Source organism: Actinoplanes sp. M2I2, assembly GCF_023544445.1.
Classification (GTDB): domain Bacteria; phylum Actinomycetota; class Actinomycetes; order Mycobacteriales; family Micromonosporaceae; genus Actinoplanes.
Window position 1 is genome coordinate 249,432 of the sequence record NZ_JALPVJ010000014.1, and the last position, 17,135, is coordinate 266,566.

General features: G+C 71.0%; 15 protein-coding genes. 4 read left to right on the top strand and 11 right to left on the bottom strand.

The window, feature by feature from the left end; all coding sequences use genetic code 11:
* Position 1 precedes the first annotated feature (1 nt).
* From HJC40_RS28515 to HJC40_RS28525, 3 genes are read right to left on the bottom strand one after another with little or no spacing between them, the layout of a single operon-like run.
* Positions 2-1,285, bottom strand: a complete 1,284-nt coding sequence (locus HJC40_RS28515; RefSeq protein WP_250005673.1) for an MFS transporter — start codon at positions 1,283-1,285, stop codon at positions 2-4.
* 4 nt (positions 1,286-1,289) lie between these two features.
* Entirely contained in the window at positions 1,290-2,036 is a 747-nt protein-coding gene (locus HJC40_RS28520) for a bifunctional 2-polyprenyl-6-hydroxyphenol methylase/3-demethylubiquinol 3-O-methyltransferase UbiG (protein ID WP_250005674.1), read from the bottom strand.
* 19 nt (positions 2,037-2,055) lie between these two features.
* Positions 2,056-2,799: a TetR/AcrR family transcriptional regulator gene (locus tag HJC40_RS28525; protein WP_250005676.1), complete on the bottom strand. Its 744-nt coding sequence runs from the start codon at positions 2,797-2,799 to the stop codon at positions 2,056-2,058.
* Positions 2,800-2,828: 29 nt separating this feature from the next.
* Between HJC40_RS28525 and HJC40_RS28530 the strand changes: the two genes are divergently transcribed.
* Positions 2,829-3,950, top strand: coding sequence for an NAD(P)/FAD-dependent oxidoreductase (locus tag HJC40_RS28530; RefSeq protein WP_250005678.1), 1,122 nt, complete (start codon positions 2,829-2,831; stop codon positions 3,948-3,950).
* Positions 3,951-4,026: 76 nt separating this feature from the next.
* Here HJC40_RS28530 and HJC40_RS28535 read toward each other — a convergent pair whose 3' ends face one another.
* A complete protein-coding gene (locus HJC40_RS28535) occupies positions 4,027-5,664 on the bottom strand; it encodes a PAS domain-containing protein (RefSeq protein WP_250005681.1) in 1,638 nt (545 codons plus the stop codon).
* A 145-nt stretch (positions 5,665-5,809) separates the two neighbouring features.
* Entirely contained in the window at positions 5,810-6,724 is a 915-nt protein-coding gene (locus HJC40_RS28540; RefSeq protein WP_250005683.1) for a cytochrome P450, read from the bottom strand.
* Between the two features lie 134 nt (positions 6,725-6,858).
* Between HJC40_RS28540 and HJC40_RS28545 the strand changes: the two genes are divergently transcribed.
* The 3 genes from HJC40_RS28545 to HJC40_RS28555 all read left to right on the top strand — a co-directional run bounded on the left by HJC40_RS28545 (position 6,859) and on the right by HJC40_RS28555 (position 8,993).
* Positions 6,859-7,698 (top strand): helix-turn-helix domain-containing protein, encoded by an 840-nt coding sequence (locus HJC40_RS28545; RefSeq protein WP_250005685.1) that lies wholly within the window; start codon positions 6,859-6,861, stop codon positions 7,696-7,698.
* Between the two features lie 67 nt (positions 7,699-7,765).
* Positions 7,766-8,344 (top strand): dihydrofolate reductase family protein, encoded by a 579-nt coding sequence (locus tag HJC40_RS28550; protein WP_250005687.1) that lies wholly within the window; start codon positions 7,766-7,768, stop codon positions 8,342-8,344.
* Between the two features lie 16 nt (positions 8,345-8,360).
* The gene (locus tag HJC40_RS28555) at positions 8,361-8,993 is read left to right on the top strand and encodes a uracil-DNA glycosylase (RefSeq protein ID WP_250005689.1); all 633 of its coding nucleotides are present in this window, start codon (positions 8,361-8,363) and stop codon (positions 8,991-8,993) included.
* Positions 8,994-9,986: 993 nt separating this feature from the next.
* Here HJC40_RS28555 and HJC40_RS46700 read toward each other — a convergent pair.
* The 6 genes from HJC40_RS46700 to HJC40_RS28590 all read right to left on the bottom strand — a co-directional run bounded on the left by HJC40_RS46700 (position 9,987) and on the right by HJC40_RS28590 (position 17,058).
* On the bottom strand, positions 9,987-12,167 hold the full coding sequence (locus HJC40_RS46700) for a DUF222 domain-containing protein (protein WP_374272950.1): 2,181 nt from the start codon (positions 12,165-12,167) through the stop codon (positions 9,987-9,989).
* A gap of 234 nt (positions 12,168-12,401) precedes the next feature.
* Positions 12,402-13,229, bottom strand: coding sequence for an ABC transporter permease (locus tag HJC40_RS28570; RefSeq protein WP_250005690.1), 828 nt, complete (start codon positions 13,227-13,229; stop codon positions 12,402-12,404).
* Positions 13,226-14,206, bottom strand: a complete 981-nt coding sequence (locus HJC40_RS28575; RefSeq protein WP_250005693.1) for an ATP-binding cassette domain-containing protein — start codon at positions 14,204-14,206, stop codon at positions 13,226-13,228. The genes HJC40_RS28570 and HJC40_RS28575 overlap by 4 nt, the downstream gene beginning before the upstream one ends.
* A gap of 147 nt (positions 14,207-14,353) precedes the next feature.
* Positions 14,354-15,307 carry a trypsin-like serine protease gene (locus tag HJC40_RS28580; protein WP_250005695.1) on the bottom strand — a complete coding sequence of 318 codons (954 nt, stop codon included), beginning with the start codon at positions 15,305-15,307 and terminating at the stop codon, positions 14,354-14,356.
* An 85-nt stretch (positions 15,308-15,392) separates the two neighbouring features.
* Positions 15,393-16,217: an alpha/beta fold hydrolase gene (locus tag HJC40_RS28585; RefSeq protein ID WP_250005696.1), complete on the bottom strand. Its 825-nt coding sequence runs from the start codon at positions 16,215-16,217 to the stop codon at positions 15,393-15,395.
* A gap of 136 nt (positions 16,218-16,353) precedes the next feature.
* Positions 16,354-17,058 carry a response regulator gene (locus HJC40_RS28590; protein ID WP_374272953.1) on the bottom strand — a complete coding sequence of 235 codons (705 nt, stop codon included), beginning with the start codon at positions 17,056-17,058 and terminating at the stop codon, positions 16,354-16,356.
* Positions 17,059-17,135: the final 77 nt, after the last annotated feature.

The following is a 17,135-nucleotide window of genomic DNA, read 5'->3' on the forward strand; positions in this document are numbered from 1 at the left end:
CTCAGCGAGGACGCTCCCCCGCTCTCGTGAGGTCGATCCGGCCCAGCGACGGTACGAGCAACGCGACCAGCAGCATGGCCGCCGCACCCAGGCCGGCGCCGGTGAGAGCGACCGCTGCCGTCCCGATCGCCGCCGCCAGGACAGGCGCGGACAGCTGACCGATCGGCAGGGACAGCGTCGACCAGAACTCGTCGTGAGCCCCCACCCGGGACAGCAGCCGCTCGGGGATGTGCGTGTTGTTGACCGTCTCCCAGACGACGGTGAAGAACTCGGCCACGATCCCGGCCACGAACGTCGCCGCCATCAGCCAGGCGAGGTCCGCGCCGGCGCCGAGCAGGAGCAACGGAAGCGTGGCCAGCGTCATCGAGCACAGCGCCGGCCTCATCGGCCGCCGCGGGACCGGCACCTTCACCAGCACCACACTGGCCAGCAGCGCCCCGGCCCCACGGGCGCTGAGCACCAGACCCCAGCCCCGGGCGCCGATGGTGCCGGCGGCGATCACCGGCCCGAGGACCAGCCAGAAGCCCATGGTGACGGCGTTGAAGACGGCGAAGGCCAGGGTCACCGACCAGATCCAGGGCTGGGACCGGAAGTACGCCCATCCCTCGCGCACATCGCCGAGCAGGGACGGGCCACCGTCGGCCCGCGACGGTAGATCGGGCAGGGAGATCCGGGCGAAGCAGACGGCCGCCAGCAGGAAGGACGCCGCGTCCACGGCGATGGCCCAGCCGCCGCCGACCGAGGCGGTGAGCAGTCCGGCGGCGACCGGACCGAGGATCCGGGCGGTGTTGCCCGCGGCGGCCAGCAGCGAACTGGCCTGCTGGAGACCACGTCCGGAAGTCAGGTTCGACAGGATGCCGCGCAGGGCGGGCGTGGTCAGTCCCTGAAAGACGCCGTTGAAGGCCGCCAGGGGCAACAGCAGCGCGGGATGCTGATGAGTGATCAGCAGAACGGCGACGCCGGCCTGGGTCATTCCCGCGCCCAGGCTGGTCAGGCTCAGGACGGTGTCCCGCCGGTAGCGGTCGGCGACGCCACCGCCGAGCAGCATCGTCGCGACCATGGGGATGAGGGCGGCGGCGAGCACCGCGGACAGCCACGCCGCGCTGCCGGTGATCTCCAGGACTCCGAAGGCCAGGGCGACGGGCGACATGAAACTGCCGGCCAGGGACACCGAGCGACCGGTGAAATACCACCGGAACGCCGGCGAGCTCAGCGGCCCCGCGTCTTCGGTCCTGTCGTACGGCTGCTCGGGATCGCGGCCCCCGCGTCGCGGCAGAAAGCGCATCCGTCTACGAAGCGGGCCGGCACCGGACGGCGAGCATGGTCGGGATGGTGGCGAACCAGCGTTCGTAGTCGGTCCACCGGGCTTCGGGCTCGGCGTGGTGCGGCAGGGTCGGAGGTTCGTGCAGCCCGGTGACGACGAGGTCGTTGCGGGTCAGCAGATCGATGTACCACGAGAGCGGGCGGTGGTAGTGCTGATGGCCGCCGAACGTCGTGATCCATCGGCGTTCGTGGCGCAGGTAGCCGGTGACCTTGCGGTAACGCTCCCCGGTCGAGGCCTCCTCGACCGGCGGCTGCGCGAAGAAGCTCGGGTGCAGGATCGAGAAGACGAACGTTCCGCCACTCCTGAGCGAGGCCCGAACGTCTCGGACCAGGTGCTCGAGCTCGGGCAGATCCATCAGCACCATGTGCGAGACCACAGCGTCGTACGACGGCAAGGGGCGCGGAAGCCCGGCGGTCAGGTCATGCGTGAGGAACTCGATGCCAGGAAAGGCGGCGGCCGCCCGCCCGATCAACGCCGCGCTGCCGTCGATGCCGGTCACCACGGCGCCGGCCTCCCGGAACCGGGCGCTCAGCCAGCCGTGCCCGCAGCCGAGATCGAGCACGCGCCGGCCGGTGAGCTCGCCCAGGGACTGCCGGAGGAAGGGGCTCAGCCGCCGGTAGAACGAGTCGCTGGTCCCGGTGACGTGATCGGCGTACTGATCGGCGGCACGGTTCCAGAGGTCGATATCGCGGCTGCCCGACACGTCCGTCATGCTCGCACAGATCCTCGGCTCACCGCCGCGTCCGACCGGCTCTATGCCGATGGGCGGTGATGCCGTCCAGGACGGTGATCAGGTTGTGGTGGAAAGTCTCGGCGGCGTCGAGGTGGGCGCCGTCGGTCACGAGCCCGGCAATGGTGGGATAGCGGCCCGTCTCGAGCATGCGTGTCAGGTACGGCCCGAGGGTGGCCTGCCAGGTGGGTACGTCGGTGCCGGTCGAACGGATGGTGCGCCGCTCGGTGATCTCGTTGCGGAGCGCCCCGGCGAGGAACGCGTTGAGTGCGCCCAACGTCCGCTGGAGGTCGTCCACACCGTGGACGCCCGGGGCCTGGATCAACGCCGCCGCGGTCGACTCGCCGACGGCGAGGGCGTTGGGTCCCAGGTGGGGCCGCGCGCCCAGCAGGTCGGCGAACCACTCGTGGTCGAGAGCCGCCTCCCGAGTCCGGTGCACGATGGCCAGGACTGTGGCGCGCCACCCGCGCGGGCGTTCGGCTTCGGCGATCCAGGCGTACACGGCGTCGACCATGAGGTCGAGCAATTCGGATCGGTTGGTCACGTAGTCGTAGAGCCGCATCGGGCCGACGCCGAGCTCTTTGGCAATCTTGCGGACCGACAGGCCGTCCAAGCCGTGCTCGTCGGCGACCCGGATCGCGGTAGCGGCGATCTTCGCACGGCTCAGCGGCACCGGCGCCGCCCGCGGCTGAGGTTCAGGCCGTTCCCACACGGGCAACGGTGCGCTACCGTACGGCGTATCCATAAGGTACATCGTACGGCAAGGAGCGAACGTTGCGACTGGCGATCGCCGGCGGCGGCCTGGGCGGCCTGGTGCTGGCCCGGATCCTGCATCGGCACGGCATCGAGGCTGTGGTGTACGAACGCGAGGCCGGCCGATCGGCACGATCCCAGGGTGGAATGCTCGACCTGCACCCCGAGTCCGGGCAGCGGGCGCTGGCCGACGCGGGACTGGCCGACCGGTTCCGCTCCGAGGCCCGGCCGGAGGGCGAGGAACACCGCATCCTCGACCCGGCCGGCCGCACCCTGGTGCATCACCGTCCGCAGCCCGGCTCGTTCTCCGGACGTCCCGAGATCGACCGCGCCACCCTGCGGGATCTGCTGCTCGACTCCCTCCCGGCCGGCGCCGTCCGGTGGCAGCACCGGCTGGTCGCGGCGGCGCCACGACCCGGCGGGGGCTTCGAGCTGAGGTTCGCCGGTGGCCACAGGGCCGACTGCGACGTTCTCGTCGGCGCGGACGGGGCCCGCTCAGTGGTCCGGTCGCGGCTGACCGACGTGACACCGTCAGCCGTGTCCACGCTGGTCGAGCTCACCGTCGGCGACGCCGACCGGCGCCACCCGGATCTCGCCGAGCTGGTCGGTCCGGGGAATCTCTGGTGCCTGGGCGAGCGACGGATTCTGGCTGCGCAACGCCTTGGCGACGGCAGCATCCGGGTCGGGGTCTCCCTGCCGGTCGATGAACGGTCTGCAGCCGCCTACAGCAGCAAGCGCGCTCTGCTCGACGCGTTCGAGGGCTGGAACCCCCGCCTCACCGCTCTCATCGCCGCCGCTGACGGTCCGCCGGCCCCGCGCCGGATCGAGTCGATGCCCACGGGCGCACGCTGGAACCACCAGCCGGGCATCACCCTCGTCGGCGACGCCGCGCATCTCATGCCACCGGTCGGCGAGGGCGCCAACCAAGCCATGCTCGACGCGGCCGACCTCGCCGCCGCCCTGGCCGGCGCCCCCACCGACCCCGACGCGGCGATCCGGGCGTACGAGGAAGCGATGTTCACCCGCATCCACCCGATAGCCGAGATGTCCGCGCGAGTCCACGCGATGATGCTGTCCCCCACCGCGGCCGACGAGATCGTCCGCTTCTTCACCCCGCGGCCCACCGAGCGGGCCACCGACTGACATTGCTAGGTCGCCCGAATGATCCTGGGACACCAGGATCAGGATTCAGCGGCGGGGCTTCGCGTGATGGTCGGGGTCAGTAGCGGAACTTGTGTCGAGAGCTGCGCCGGTTCACCCGGGCCGGGAGACCCTCCAGGTTGTCGCCATGACGCAGCTGCTCGTTCGGCTCATGGCTCTGGGTAAAATCCCGCATGGTCACGACAAAGCCTTGGACCAGGCGGTCCTCGCGCAGGTCACGGTACGTGGCTTCGACCAGCACCTGACTCTTGTCGGTCCGCACCAGCGAGCAGAACAGCACACCGTCGCCGGAGCCGCGGAAAGCCTGACGCAACTGGTCGCGATCGTCCGGATGCACCAGATCGTCGAGCGTGGCCAGCGGCGGAAGATCGTCGGCGCCCAGCAGCTCGCGCAGGGACGGGCTGGCGTACCGGATGCGCTGGTCCTCGTCGATCACGACCATCATGTCCGTGCTGTTCCGGATCACCGCGCGCAGATATAGGTCGCTGTCGCGGCGGCCGACCGCCTCGACCAGGGCGATCCGGTCGAGCGCGAGCGCCGCCTGACCGGCCAGCACCTCGAGGGTGTCCCGGGTGGCGGTGAGCGTGTCCCGGCGACCCACCAGGATCAGCGCGCCACCGTTGGGGCGGGCGACGGCCAGCGGCTCCAGCCACAGAGGGCAGACCAGCGTGGCGTAGTCGTGATCCGCGTCCTCGATCCACCAGCTGCGGTGCGGCGGGCCGGCTCCGAGCCCGGGGACCGCCTCGAGCGCGAGCCGGCGGTCGTCGATGGCGAAGTCGATGCTCCGGATGGCGCCCGGCGGCATGAGCTCGGCGATCGCAGCCCGTACGGCCTCGTCCACGGCCGCCGTATCGGCCGCGGCGACCAGCGCGGCGCTCGCCTGCCGCAAGCCGCGCTCACGGGTCAGGGCCTGGCCGTTCAGGGTCACCGAGTCGGTCAGCCGCGTGATGGTCAGGAGAAGCGTGATCGCACCGGCCACGGCGATCACCACGCCGTCGCCGACCGTGCCGTTGACCGCCTCGACCAGCAGAACGACCGGCGGGGTGGCGACGGAGATGCCCAGCAACGCCGCCCAGCGCCCGCGCCACGGGCTCGGTCGCGGCACCGCGGGCTCGGTGAGCCGCACCATCGACGGGTGCAGCGCGGCGGCGCCCCAGGCCAGGTAGAGCAGAACGAACCCGGACTCGCTCAGCCGGCCCGGCCACAGCGGCTGCACGATGTCGCTGACCAGCACACCCACCGCGCCGACGACCAGGAGCAGGGCCGAGAGGTTCCGGCCCACGGCGATCAACAGGCGGACGACCACCGCGAGGAGCAAAAGGGCGCCGATGACGTACGCCCCGGAGATGTTCCCGATCCGGCCCGCATCACCGACGACGAACACCCAGACCACCAGCAGCACCGAGCAAGCGAACGCGAGCAGGTCGATGAGCCGGGCCCGGTCGACGAGAATCGCACCGACGCGGGTCAATTGCAGCAGACCACAGGCGACCAGGACGAACATGGCGTAGAAACAGATATCGGCCGCGCCGGGCCGGTTCAGCGCGGTCAGCACGTCGCCGGCGGCACTCGCCCCGATGGCCCCGGCGAGCAGCAGCCACGGTCCGATCCGGGCCGGTCGGTGACGACGGACCCCGTAGACGATGGCGGCCGCGCTGCCGATTCCCAGCACGGCCCATTCGATGGCCCTCAGCACCGTTAACTAGTACCAGCGGGGTCGCTTTGTGTCCATGTCACTGTACGTAGAGCTATGTCCCGCGCCCGTTCCGCCCCAAGGTCAGGCCCCAGCGGTGATGCTGCAGTCCCGACGTCCCGAGACGGTGCAACAGGTGCGCCGCGGATCAGGCCGAGGTGGACTGCTGTGCGGCCTGGCCGAGTGTGACCGGCAGGGCGACGAGTCCGCGCATGCGGACACCGGGAGTCCACGCCAGGTCGGCCGCGGGCACAGCAAGCTCGAGGGACGGGTAACGGCTGATGAGCCCGGCAAAGGCAACCTGCGCCTCGATGCGGGCGAGCGGGGCGCCGAGGCAGTGGTGGATGCCGTGCGCGAACGCCAGGTGGAGGTTCGGCGAGCGATCAAGTTGTACGGAGCCGGCGTTGGGGAAACGAGCTTCGTCGCGGTTGGCCGACAGGAGGCTGACCATGACGGGGGCGTACGCCGGGATCTCTTGACCGCCGATCTCCACCGGCTCGGCGGGAAAGCGGTAGGTGGCGGTGTCCACCGACGACTCGAAGCGCAGGAACTCCTCGATGGCGGTCGGCAGCAGAGCCGGCTCGGCGCGAAGTTGTTCCCAGCGTTCCCGCTGATCGAGAAGGAGGTACGTGCCGTTGCCGAGCAGATTGACCATGGTCTCGTATCCGGCGATCAGCAGCAGGAAGACCATCGAGGTCAACTCGTCCTCGGAGAGCCGGTCCTCGCTGTCGCGCACCTCGATCAGCGCCGACAGCAGGTCGTCGCCGGGGGTGGCCCGGCGCAACGCCAGGATCTCCCGCAGGTAGGCGACCATCGACATCACGGCGCCCGGAAACTCGCCGGGACGGGCCTCGGACGCCACGATGACGCTGGACCAGGCCCGGAAGTCGTCGCGGTCGCCGGCCGGGATGCCCAGCAACTCGCAGATGACCTGCATGGGCAGCGGGAACGCGAACGCGTCGAGGAGGTCGACCTTCTCCTGGCCGGCCATCGCGTCCAGCAACTCGTCGCTGATCTCGGCGATCCGGGGCCGGAGCCCTTCGACACGCCGCGGGGTGAACACCGACGAGACCATCCGGCGCAGGCGCGTGTGCAGTTCGCGATATCGCTGCGGGGCGACACGACGTGCGCCCTCCGGCGCGCGGCAGGGACCATCCCGGCGGGCGTCGGCGGCGGGGCGTCGGCGATGCTGTGGGCGTGGAGTACGTGTCCCGAGTGCCGCGACCGCCGCTGGACGGGCTGATCGACGACCTCTACTACCTGGAGGGTGCGCCGCCGTACGCCCGGCTGACGCTGCCGGCCAGTCCGGCGGCGTTCCTCATCGTGAACCTCGGAGCGCCGTTCCGCATCCGGGCCGGCACCGACCTCAGGACGGCCGAATACGCCGACGGCTGCTTGGTCACCACGCCCACCCGCGCGTTCGAGTTCGGTTACCCACCCCGGACCCGGTCCGTCGGCGTGCACTTCAAGCCGTGGGGGCCGGCGCCCTTCCTGCCGATGCCCGTGTCCGAGCTGTGCGACCGGCCGGTGACGGTGGAGCAGGTCTGGGGCCGCTCCGCCACAGCTGAGCTGCGCGACCGGCTGGCCACGGCGAACGACCCGTACGAGATGCTGACGCTGCTCGAGGAGGAGCTGATGCGACGGCTGCGCGGAACCGCCGGTCTGGGGCTGGTCCGCCATTCGAGCGGCGTCCTCGCGGCGACCGGCGGGGCGGTGGCGATCGGCGACCTGAGGGCGGCAGCCGGTGTCAGCAGCACCCATCTGACCCAGCGGTTCAAGGAGCTCATCGGCGTCACGCCGAAGCGGCTGGCCCGCAGCTACCGCTTCACCACCACGCTGCTGGCTCTCGACCCCGCCGGACCGGTCGACTGGGGCGACCTCGCCGGTGGCGCCGACTACTTCGACCAGGCCCACTTCGGCCACGAGTTCCGGGCGTTCACCGGGCTGACGCCGACCCGGTACGTCGAAGCCCGGCGACGGTTCCTGCGTGACCATCCCGGCCACACCCTGGACGGATGGTCGCTGCCGTCGGATTGATTTTCTACAAGAACACCAGCTCACGAGACGCTAATTTGGGGCGCACCCCCAAACAGAGGAGAGCCCCGTGGGCAAGGTGGTCATGTACAGCTCGGTGTCGGCCGACGGCTTCATCGCGGACGAGAACGACCAGCCCGGACCCCTGTTCGACTGGTTGACCAGCGGTGACGTCCCGTTGGACGAGAGCGGAGTGCTCAAGGTGTCGCAGACGTCCCACGACTACGTCCGACCGTACTGGGACCAGATCGGGGCGACGATCGCCGGCCGACACGTCTTCGACATGACGGACGGCTGGGACGGCAAGCCCCCGAGCGGGATCGACCACGTGGTCGTCGTGACGCACCGGCCCGCCCCCGAGGGTTGGGACCCCGAGGCGCCGTTCCACTTCGTCGACGGCGTCGAGGCAGCCGTGGCCAAGGCGAAGGAGCTTGCCGGTGACCGTACGGTCGAGGTAGCCGCCGGCGACGTAGGCGGCCAGGCGCTGGCCGCGGGCCTGGTCGACGAGGTGCGCATGGACGTCGTACCCGTCGTGTTCGGCTCCGGAAAGCGATACTTCGGCTCGGTGGACGCGCAGCACCTGCTGGAGGATCCTGACGTCGTGCCGGGCAACCGGGTGCTTCACCTGCGCTATCAGGTGCGCCGTTGACAAACCGAGCGGAGCGATGACGTTGGTCCGGCAGATGGCGGAGCAAGACTACCGGCAGGATCAGGAACGCAACCGGTACGCACGCCACGTGCGCCCGGTCAACGAGCTTGTGGACAGGCTGTCCGGAGGCGAACGCGGCTGGATGCCTCAGGTGGCTCCCGCCCACGGCGGTGTCGATGCAGTTGTGCTGTCGGTGCTGCGCGACCCGGGCCCGATGACCCAGGTCGGCAAGGGTTCCGGATTCCTCTCCATCGAGAACGACGACCCGACCGCCGAGCAACAGTGCGTCGCCTTCGCTCAGGTCGGCCTCCGAGCAGCTGACATCACGCCCTGGAACGCCTACCCCTGGTACATCAACCGAAAGCCCGACGCGGCTCAACTCGAAGCGGGAGTCCAGCCGTTGGTTCAGCTCCTGAACATCCTCAGCAGCATCAAGGTGGTCCTGCTTCAGGGCGGTGACGCCCGAGATGTCTGGCGGCGCCTGACCCGCAAACACCCCGGCTCAGCCGAAGAGCGGCACCTGGTGGTCATCGAGACCTACCACCCGGGCCGCCAAGCCCTGTGGTCCCCAGATCCGCAAATCCGAGCGCAACGGCGTGAGAATCGCGAACTCGCATACCAACAGACAGCCGACGCAGTACACGCCTGAACCCCAACCCCCACGCGGCAGGGCGCAGCCGGCAATCGCAGCTACCCACGAGACCACCACATCCCATTGCCGCCGACTCACCCGACTCACCCGACCCAGCCGGCCCGCCAATCCGCCCCGGACCGGGCCGAGGTGGGGCGGCGCTGCGTCCAGGGCCTGCTGCGCGTTCCAGCTCAACCAAGCCCGCGGACCCCCTGCTTCGCCCGACCCAGCCGGCCCGCCGCCCGACCCAGCCGGCCCGCCGCCCGACCCACCGGGCGCGCCGCGGGTCCGCCAGCGCCGGCCAACCCGCACGACGCACCGCCGTGCGCCGTGCCGCGTCACCCTCGGCCGACCAGGTGCTTCGCCACCCCTCAACCGGAAACCGACACGAATGAGACTGGCCGGCCTGTACGCGATCACCGCCCGGCGCCTCGGACTCGTGGCGCTCGCCGTTCCCCGTCGGCACCGCCCGGCCCACCGGCGCCGCGAACCCCTTTGCGCCACCGGACCACCGCGCCGCCCGACTCGCCTGAAGTAACGGCGCCACCCGACCCACCGGCGCCACCCGACCCACCGGCGTTGCCTGACCCGCTTGACCCGCCGGCGCCGCCCGGCCCCTTGCGCCGCCCGACCCGCTGACCCAGCGACGCCGCCCGACCCGCTGACCCAGCGACGCCGTCCGACCCGCCCCGCCCATCATCACGACGATCAGAACCGCCGCCCATCGGCATCAGCGCCGCCAGAACCGCTTGCGCCGCCAGAACCGCCCGCGCCGCCAGAACCGCCCGCGCCGCCAGAACCGCCCGCGCCGCCAGAACCGCCTGCGCCGCCAGATCCGCCCGCGCCGCCAGAACTGCTTGCGCCGCCGGATCCGCCCACGGCCGAGTCCGCGGTCGTCAGCCTGCCTGCCTGCTTCTCGTGTAGCCGCGAGTGCAACCGCTCGCGGAGACGGCTCGGGTTCGGACGGCGCTGGGGCAGCCCGCTTGGCGCCGCCGAACCAGTGATCAGCGGCTATCGGCGGCGATGATAGATGTTGCGCCGAGGCCGTCGCAGCGGGTCGATCGTGGGCGGTGGGTAGAAGTCGGGGCGCTGGTCGGCGCCGAGGCGGATCTGCCAGCCGCCGCCCGGATGATGGATGAGGCGATGGTGATGCCGGCAGAGCAGCACCAGGTTGTCCAGGCTGGTGCGACCGCCGCTGGTCCAGGCGATGAGGTGGTGGGCGTCGGTCCAGCGCGGCGGCCGATCACAGTCGGGGAAGGCGCACCCCTGGTCGCGCACATGCAGGGCGCGGCGTAGCGGGCCGGTGGCGAGTCGGCGCGCGCGTCCGGTGTCGAGAATCTGCCCGGCGCCACCGAGGACGAACGGCAGGATCCGGGCGTCGCAGGCCAGCCGGCGCATCGTGGCGGCCGACAGGCGGTGGCCGGTGTCGGTGGTCCCCATGCCCAACGTGCCGGCACCAAGGACAAGAGTGTCCATGGGGACGGTGTCCAAGGGGACGGTGTCCAAGGTCAAGGATTGCGAGCTGCCCCTGCCCGAGGTGCCGGCATGCGAACCGCCGCTGCCCACGATGTAGGCGTGCGATCTGTCGGCAGCCAAGGTGCCGGCGTGCCAGCCACCACCGCTCGGGGTGCCGGCCTGCGAGCCAACACCGCCTGCAGCGATCGCCTGCGGGCTGTCGCGGGAGGTGCCGACATGCGAGCTGCTGCCGCCCACAGCGACGGCATGCGGGCTGTCGCCCGAAGTGCCGACATGCGAGCTGCTGCCGCCCACAGCGACGGCATAAGGGCTGTCGCCCGAAGTGCCGACACGCGAGCTGCTGCCGCCCATAGCGACGGCATAAGGGCTGTCGCCCGAAGTGCCGACACGCGAGCTCCCGGCACCCACAACGACGGCATGCGAGTCACCGTCGCTCAAGGTGACGGTGCGCGAGCTGCCGCTGCGCGACGTCTCGGTGCGAGAGCTGCCGCTGCGCGAGAGGCCGAGGCCTGAAACCCCGGCCAGCGGGATGCGGGTGAGCAAATCGTAGGGGACGGTGACGGCCAGCTGGGGTGGTTCGCCGCCGTCGGCGGGCAGCTCTCCGGTGCGCAGGGCCAGTCGGCAGATGTCGATCAGGGCGTCGGCGCGGCGGTGTTCTGCGGTGCTGTCGTCGCCGGGAATGGGGGTGCACAGCGGGTGCAGGGCGGCGTGCATGATGGCGGCGTCTTCGGTGCCGAGCAGGCCGGAGACGCGGACCAGGCCGTCGGACGGCAGCGACAAGGTGAACTTGCGACGGCGGTGGGCGCGGGCTTCCTGACGGGCCAGGGCTGCTTCGTCGGCTCGTTCGGCTAGTTCCGGGGCGACGTGGGCCAAGATGCGTTCGCCCACTCGGCGTAGCTGGTAGGCCGGTAGCCGCTCGGCCATGCCGATCATCGTGGTCTGGGCCAGCTCGACCAGCCGCGATACGTCGCTCACGCCGTGTTCCCCGCCAGGGCCACAGCCCTGACTGTCGTGGCGGTCGCCGTTCTGGCTATCGCCGCCGCCCTGACCGTCGCCGTGGCTCTGGTAAACGCCGCCGGCGCCGTCGTGGGCGTCCTGGCGACAGTCGCCGCCGTCGTGGTCATCGTGGGCGCCGTCGTGGGCGTCCTGGCGACAGTCGCCGCCGTCGTGGTCATCGTGGGCGCCGTCTTGGGCGTCCTGGCGACAGTCGCCGCCGTCGTGGTGATCGTGGGCGTCGGCGCTGTCGTGGGCGTTGCTGTTGTTGTGGTGGGTCAGGTCTTTGGGGAGGGCGTCGAGGGTTTCGGCTATCACGGTGGACTGGCGCAGGTTGAGGTGGCCGTCGAGTACTGCCTGCTGCACGGCTGGGCGGCGGCTCAGTGCGGCGGCCTGGGCGGCCAGCTCGCGGGCCGGTTGGGGGTCCAGCAGCAGCAGGCGGCGGAGCCAGGCGGCGGTGTTGCGGTGGCCCTGCGCCGTGGGTAGGCCGCGGGTGGTGGCCTGCTGCGCCAGCCGTGCCTGCAACGCCGCGGCGCACTGCTCCAGACGATGCGCTGCTTTCAGGCAGGCGGTGAGGTCGTCGTTGGCCAACGGCCACAACGGGGTCGCGGCCAGGGTTGCCGCTTTCTCGCTGAGCTGTCGCACGTCTGCCATCACGGGGACCATGGTCGAGCAGGCGTACGACACTTTCCGGGTCTCGCCGACTGGCGTGGAGATCGACATTCACCATCTGAAGCTGATCACGCCGCGGTTCGGACGTCAGGTCGGGGCAGGCAATGGCGTTCGCAGGGCTTGCCATGGTCGCGGGTTCTGAGCGCATCAAGACCGTGGGCAACATCGGCATCGGCGGCTCCGACCTGGGCCCCGTCATGGCGCTGACTTGCGAGGTGGTGACGGCGCCGGACCCGGGCCGGCCTGGGAAGGGCGGGCCCGGGGCGGTCGCAGCGGGTGGGTGGCTCAGGCGCGCCGGGCGTAGGCGCGCAGGGCCAGGGGCACGAAGACCACCAGCAGGCCGGCCATCCAGGCCAGGGTGATGGTCAGGTTGTGGGCCACCGGGCCTTCGATCAGCAGGCCCCGGATCGTCGAGACCAGTGGGGTGATCGGGTTGACCTGGACGAAGGCCTGCAGCCAGCCGGGCAGGGTGTCGGTCTGCACGAAGACGTTGCTGCCGAACGACAGCGGGAAGATCAGCAGGAACATCACGCCCTGTACGGCGCCGGGGGTGCGGACGAGCATGCCGACCCAGACCGAGATCCAGCAGAAGCACAGGCCGAAGCCGATCGACAGGGCGACCGCGGCCACCGCCGGGACGAAGCCGGTCTCGACGCGGAAGCCCATCAGCGTGCCGAAGCCCAGCATGAACACGCAGACGGTCAGGTAGCGGACGACGTCGGCCGCCACCGCGCCGATCAGCGGGGCCGACCGGGCCACCGGCAGGGAGCGGAAGCGGTCGAAGACGCCCTTCTCGATGTCCGCGTTGAGGTTCTGCCCCAGGGCGATGCCGCCCAGCGCCAGGGACTGGGCGAGCAGGCCGGGCAGCAGGAACTGCAGGTAGGCGCCTCGGTCGCCGGCGGCGATGGCGCCGCCGAACAGGTAGGTAAACAGCAGCAGGAAGATCACCGGCTGGATGGTCACGTCGATCAGGGCCTCGGGCGTACGGACGGTCTTGATCAGACTTCGCCGGGCCAGGGCCACGCTGTGGCGAACCAGGGCGGCCATCGCGCCGCCGCGGGGACGGTCGATGTCGCCGGAGAGGTGGCGGGCCGGGACGTCGAGGGTGGTCATACGAGCTCACTCTCCTTGGAGTGGGGGGTTCCCTCGGTCAGGGCGTGGAAGACCTCGTCGAGGCTGGGCAGGTGCAGGCCGAGGTCGACGAGTTCGACGCCGGCCCGGCGCAGGGCGGGTACGGCATGGTCGAGGGCCGTGTCCTCGGCCACGGGCACGCTCACGGCGCCGGGACGGGCGCCGGCGGCGGTGTCGGCCGAGGCGGCGGTGCCGGGGGCGGCGACCGCGTCGAGGATGCGCATCACGTCGGGCACCCGGGCCGGGTCGGCCGGGCGGACGTGCAGGGTCAGGCCGCCCACGCGGCGCTTGAGGCCGTCGGGCGAGTCGTGGGCGATCACGCGGCCGTGGTCGATCACCACGATCTCGTCGGCCAGGGCGTCGGCCTCCTCCAGGTACTGGGTGGTGAGCAGCACGCTGGCGCCCTGGGTGACCTGGGTGCGCACGACGCCCCACATGTCCTCGCGCTTGGCCGGGTCGAGGCCGGTCGTGGGCTCGTCCAGGAAGATCACCTCGGGGTGGCCGACCAGGCTCGCGGCCAGGTCGAGGCGGCGGCGCATGCCACCGGAGTAGGTCTTGGCCCGGCGGTTGGCCGCCTCGGCCAGGTCGAACCATTCGAGCAGTTCGGCCGCGCGCTTCTTCGCGTCCCGGGTCGTCAGGTCGAGCAGCTGACCGATCAGCACCAGGTTCTGGGTGCCGGTCAGGTCCTCGTCGACGCTGGCGTACTGCCCGGTCAGGCCGATGCGGCGACGTACCCGGGCCGGCTGCTTGAGCACGTCGATGCCGGCCACCTCGGCGTACCCCTCGTCGGGGCGCAGCAGCGTGGCCAGGACGCGGACAGCCGTGGTCTTGCCGGCACCGTTGGGGCCGAGCACGCCGAGCACGGTGCCGCGGCGCATCGCGAGATCCACCCCGTCGAGCGCCTGGGTCTTGCCGAAGCGCTTGCGGAGTCCTTCCGCGCGCACCACGAGGTCACTCATGTCACTTTCCTTCCGTCGCGAGCAGCGCCATGGGGCGCCGGCTCTCGACGTGAAGGTTCGCCTGTCCCGCTGACATCCCGCGCACATATGGCTGACACCGCCGCACACGGGAACCGCACACGGAGCCGCACTCGGGCGGCGAGGCTGTCAGCGGCGGCGGTGCGACCCCCGGCGCGGCTTCGCGGCCCACACCAGGAGCGCCCCGACCAGCAGGACGAGCGGGATCGCGGCCACCCAGAGCAGCGGTGACACGGGCTCGTCGTCGGCCGGGCGCGGTGCCGACGCGGCCTGCGGCTGGGCGGCCGGGCGGGTCTTGGCCGGTTTGGGCTTCGCCGTGGCTTTCAGATCGGCGCCCACCACGGAGAGGATCCAGGGCGCGACGGCGTCCACGCGGGTGGAGGTGTCGGCGCCGCTGTGCGGGCAGGTGGGGCCCCGGCTGACGACGGCGACCACGACCGGGGGGTTGCCGCCGGTGAAGTACGGCCCGCCGGAATCGTGCGGGCAGGCGCTGGTCGTCTTGCGCGGAGCCACGCCCTCGATACCCAGCTCGCTCTTCGACACCGACGTGACCTCGAACTGGCCGGTCTGCAGGCGGTCGGCCGTGCGCTTGGCGGTGCCTCTGGTCAGACCGAAGCCGACGAGCCGCAGCCGCTGGCCGTCGGCCGGTTTCTTGCGGTTGAGCCGCAGCGGCGTGACGCCGGTGACCGCCTTGTCGAGCCGGGCGAGCGCCACGTCGGCGGTGCCGTGCTGGCGGACCTCGACGACGTTGACGCTGACCCCGGCCTTGCCCTTCAGGTCGGCGCGGCCGACGGTGGCGATCGTCTTGTCGGCGACGGTGCGCGAGACCCGGCGGTCGTTCTCGTCCTTGAAGCAGTGGCCAGCCGTGAGCACCCAGTGCGGTGAGATCAGGCCGCCGGAGCAGGAGCTGTTGCGCTTGCCGCCATCGGCCGTCGGGATGCCGATGTCGATGAGCTTGACCGCGAACTCGTACGTTCCGTCGGGAACGCCCTCACCGTTCGCGATCGCGTGGGCCGGCGTGCTCACCGCCCCGGTGGAGAGGATGGCGACCACCGCGACGAGGACCCTCGATAGCGTCTGCATCGGGGACGACAATAGAGGCACCGCGCCAATCACAGTCCGCGTCCCCGGGAACACGGCCCGGGGACGCGGAGGGGTATGGCGGGGCTCAGGACTTGAGCCACTCCAGCAGGTCGGCGTTGATCGTGTCGGCCTGCGTGGTCGGCATGCCGTGCGGGAAGCCCTCGTACGACTTCAGGGTGCCGTTCTTGACCAGCTTGACGGTCAGCGGGCCGGCGTCCGCGTAGGGGACGATCTGGTCGTCGACGCCGTGCATGACCAGCACCGGCACCGTGATCTTCTTGAGGTCCTCGGTGAAGTCGGTCTGCGAGAAGGCGACGATGCCGTCGTAGTGGGCCTTGGCGCCGCCCATCATGCCCTGGCGCCACCAGTTCTCGATGATGGCCTCGGACGACTCCACGCCGGGGCGGTTGAAGCCGTAGAACGGGCCGGAGGGCAGCGCGCGGTAGAACTCCGACCGGTTGGCCGCGAGCTGCGCCTGCAGGTCGTCGAAGACGCTCTTGGGCAGGCCGCCCGGGTTGGCCTCGGTCTGCAGCATCAGCGGCGGCACTGCGCTGATGAGCACGGCGCGGGCGACCCGCTCCTCGCCGTGGCGGGCGATGTAGTGCGCGACCTCGCCGCCGCCGGTCGAGTGACCGACGTGGATCGCGTCGCGCAGGTCGAGGTGCTCGACGACGGCCTTGAGGTCGTCGGCGTAGTGGTCCATGTCATGGCCGTCACCGACCTGAGTGGACCGCCCGTGGCCGCGCCGGTCGGCGGCGACGACGCGGTAGCCGTTGCGCAGGAAGAAGAGCATCTGCGTGTCCCAGTCGTCGGCCGACAGCGGCCAGCCGTGGCTGAAGACGATGGGCTGGCCCGTACCCCAGTCCTTGTAGAAGATCTCGACGCCGTCGGTGGTGGTCACGTAACCCATACCGGTCTCCGCTCAGTTGTCCGCGGGGAGTGCTCCCCCGCTGGTCAAGCTATGCCCGGTGACCTGCTCTGCGACAGCTTTACGTGATGAAGGACAACTTTCCGGAGTCCCTGTCACATCGGGGTTAAGCTGCTGGTCAGCTCTGCGATCGCTGCGCGAAACCTGTCTCGTACGCGAGCACCACGGCTTGCACGCGATCGCGGATGCCCAGTTTGGTGAGGATCCGGGCGACATGCGTCTTCACGGTCGTCTCGGCCACCACCAGCTCGGCGGCGATCTCGGCGTTGGACAGCCCGCGCGCGACCAGCCGCAGCACGTCGCGTTCGCGCTCGGTCAGGGCGGCCAGCTCGGGCGGCGGGCCGGACGGCGCCGGCGGCGTGCCGAAACGCTCGACCAGGCGCCGGGTGATCGACGGCTCGATCAGGGAGTCACCGGTGGCGGCGGCCCGCACCGCGGCGATCAGGCGGGTCGACGGGGCGTCCTTGAGCAGGAAGCCGGCCGCGCCGGCCCGCAGCGCCCGGTACACGTACTCGTTCTGGTCGAAGGTCGTCAGCACCACGACCGTGGGCGGATCGGGATGGCGCAGGATCTCCTCGGTGGCGGCCAGGCCGTCGAGCTCGGGCATCCGGATGTCCATCAGGATGACGTCGGGCTCGGACAACTGCGCCTGGCGGATCGCCTCGGCGCCGGTGCCGGCCTCGGCGACGACCTCGATGTCGCCCTCGGCCTCGAGGATGACGCGGAAGCCGGTGCGTACGAGGGTCTGGTCGTCGGCGACAAGCACCCGGATCTTCTCGGTCACGGGCCGATTGTCCCGCTCGCCGCACCTCGGCGGGGTCATCCTCCAGGACGATGCCACCGCCGAACATCGTCCTGGAGGCAGACGAGGGCCACGCGGTCCGGTTCCTAGCGTCAGGG

Coding starts and splice junctions, on each gene's coding strand:
- HJC40_RS28580 (WP_250005695.1), bottom strand. CDS start 15,307: ATGCAGACGCTATCGAGGGTCCTCGTCGCGGTGGTCGCCATCCTCTCC.
- HJC40_RS46700 (WP_374272950.1), bottom strand. CDS start 12,167: ATGTCGATCTCCACGCCAGTCGGCGAGACCCGGAAAGTGTCGTACGCC.
- HJC40_RS28520 (WP_250005674.1), bottom strand. CDS start 2,036: ATGACGGACGTGTCGGGCAGCCGCGATATCGACCTCTGGAACCGTGCC.
- HJC40_RS28515 (WP_250005673.1), bottom strand. CDS start 1,285: ATGCGCTTTCTGCCGCGACGCGGGGGCCGCGATCCCGAGCAGCCGTAC.
- HJC40_RS28570 (WP_250005690.1), bottom strand. CDS start 13,229: ATGACCACCCTCGACGTCCCGGCCCGCCACCTCTCCGGCGACATCGAC.
- HJC40_RS28590 (WP_374272953.1), bottom strand. CDS start 17,058: ATGACCCCGCCGAGGTGCGGCGAGCGGGACAATCGGCCCGTGACCGAG.
- HJC40_RS28555 (WP_250005689.1), top strand. CDS start 8,361: ATGACGTTGGTCCGGCAGATGGCGGAGCAAGACTACCGGCAGGATCAG.
- HJC40_RS28525 (WP_250005676.1), bottom strand. CDS start 2,799: ATGGATACGCCGTACGGTAGCGCACCGTTGCCCGTGTGGGAACGGCCT.
- HJC40_RS28575 (WP_250005693.1), bottom strand. CDS start 14,206: ATGAGTGACCTCGTGGTGCGCGCGGAAGGACTCCGCAAGCGCTTCGGC.
- HJC40_RS28585 (WP_250005696.1), bottom strand. CDS start 16,217: ATGGGTTACGTGACCACCACCGACGGCGTCGAGATCTTCTACAAGGAC.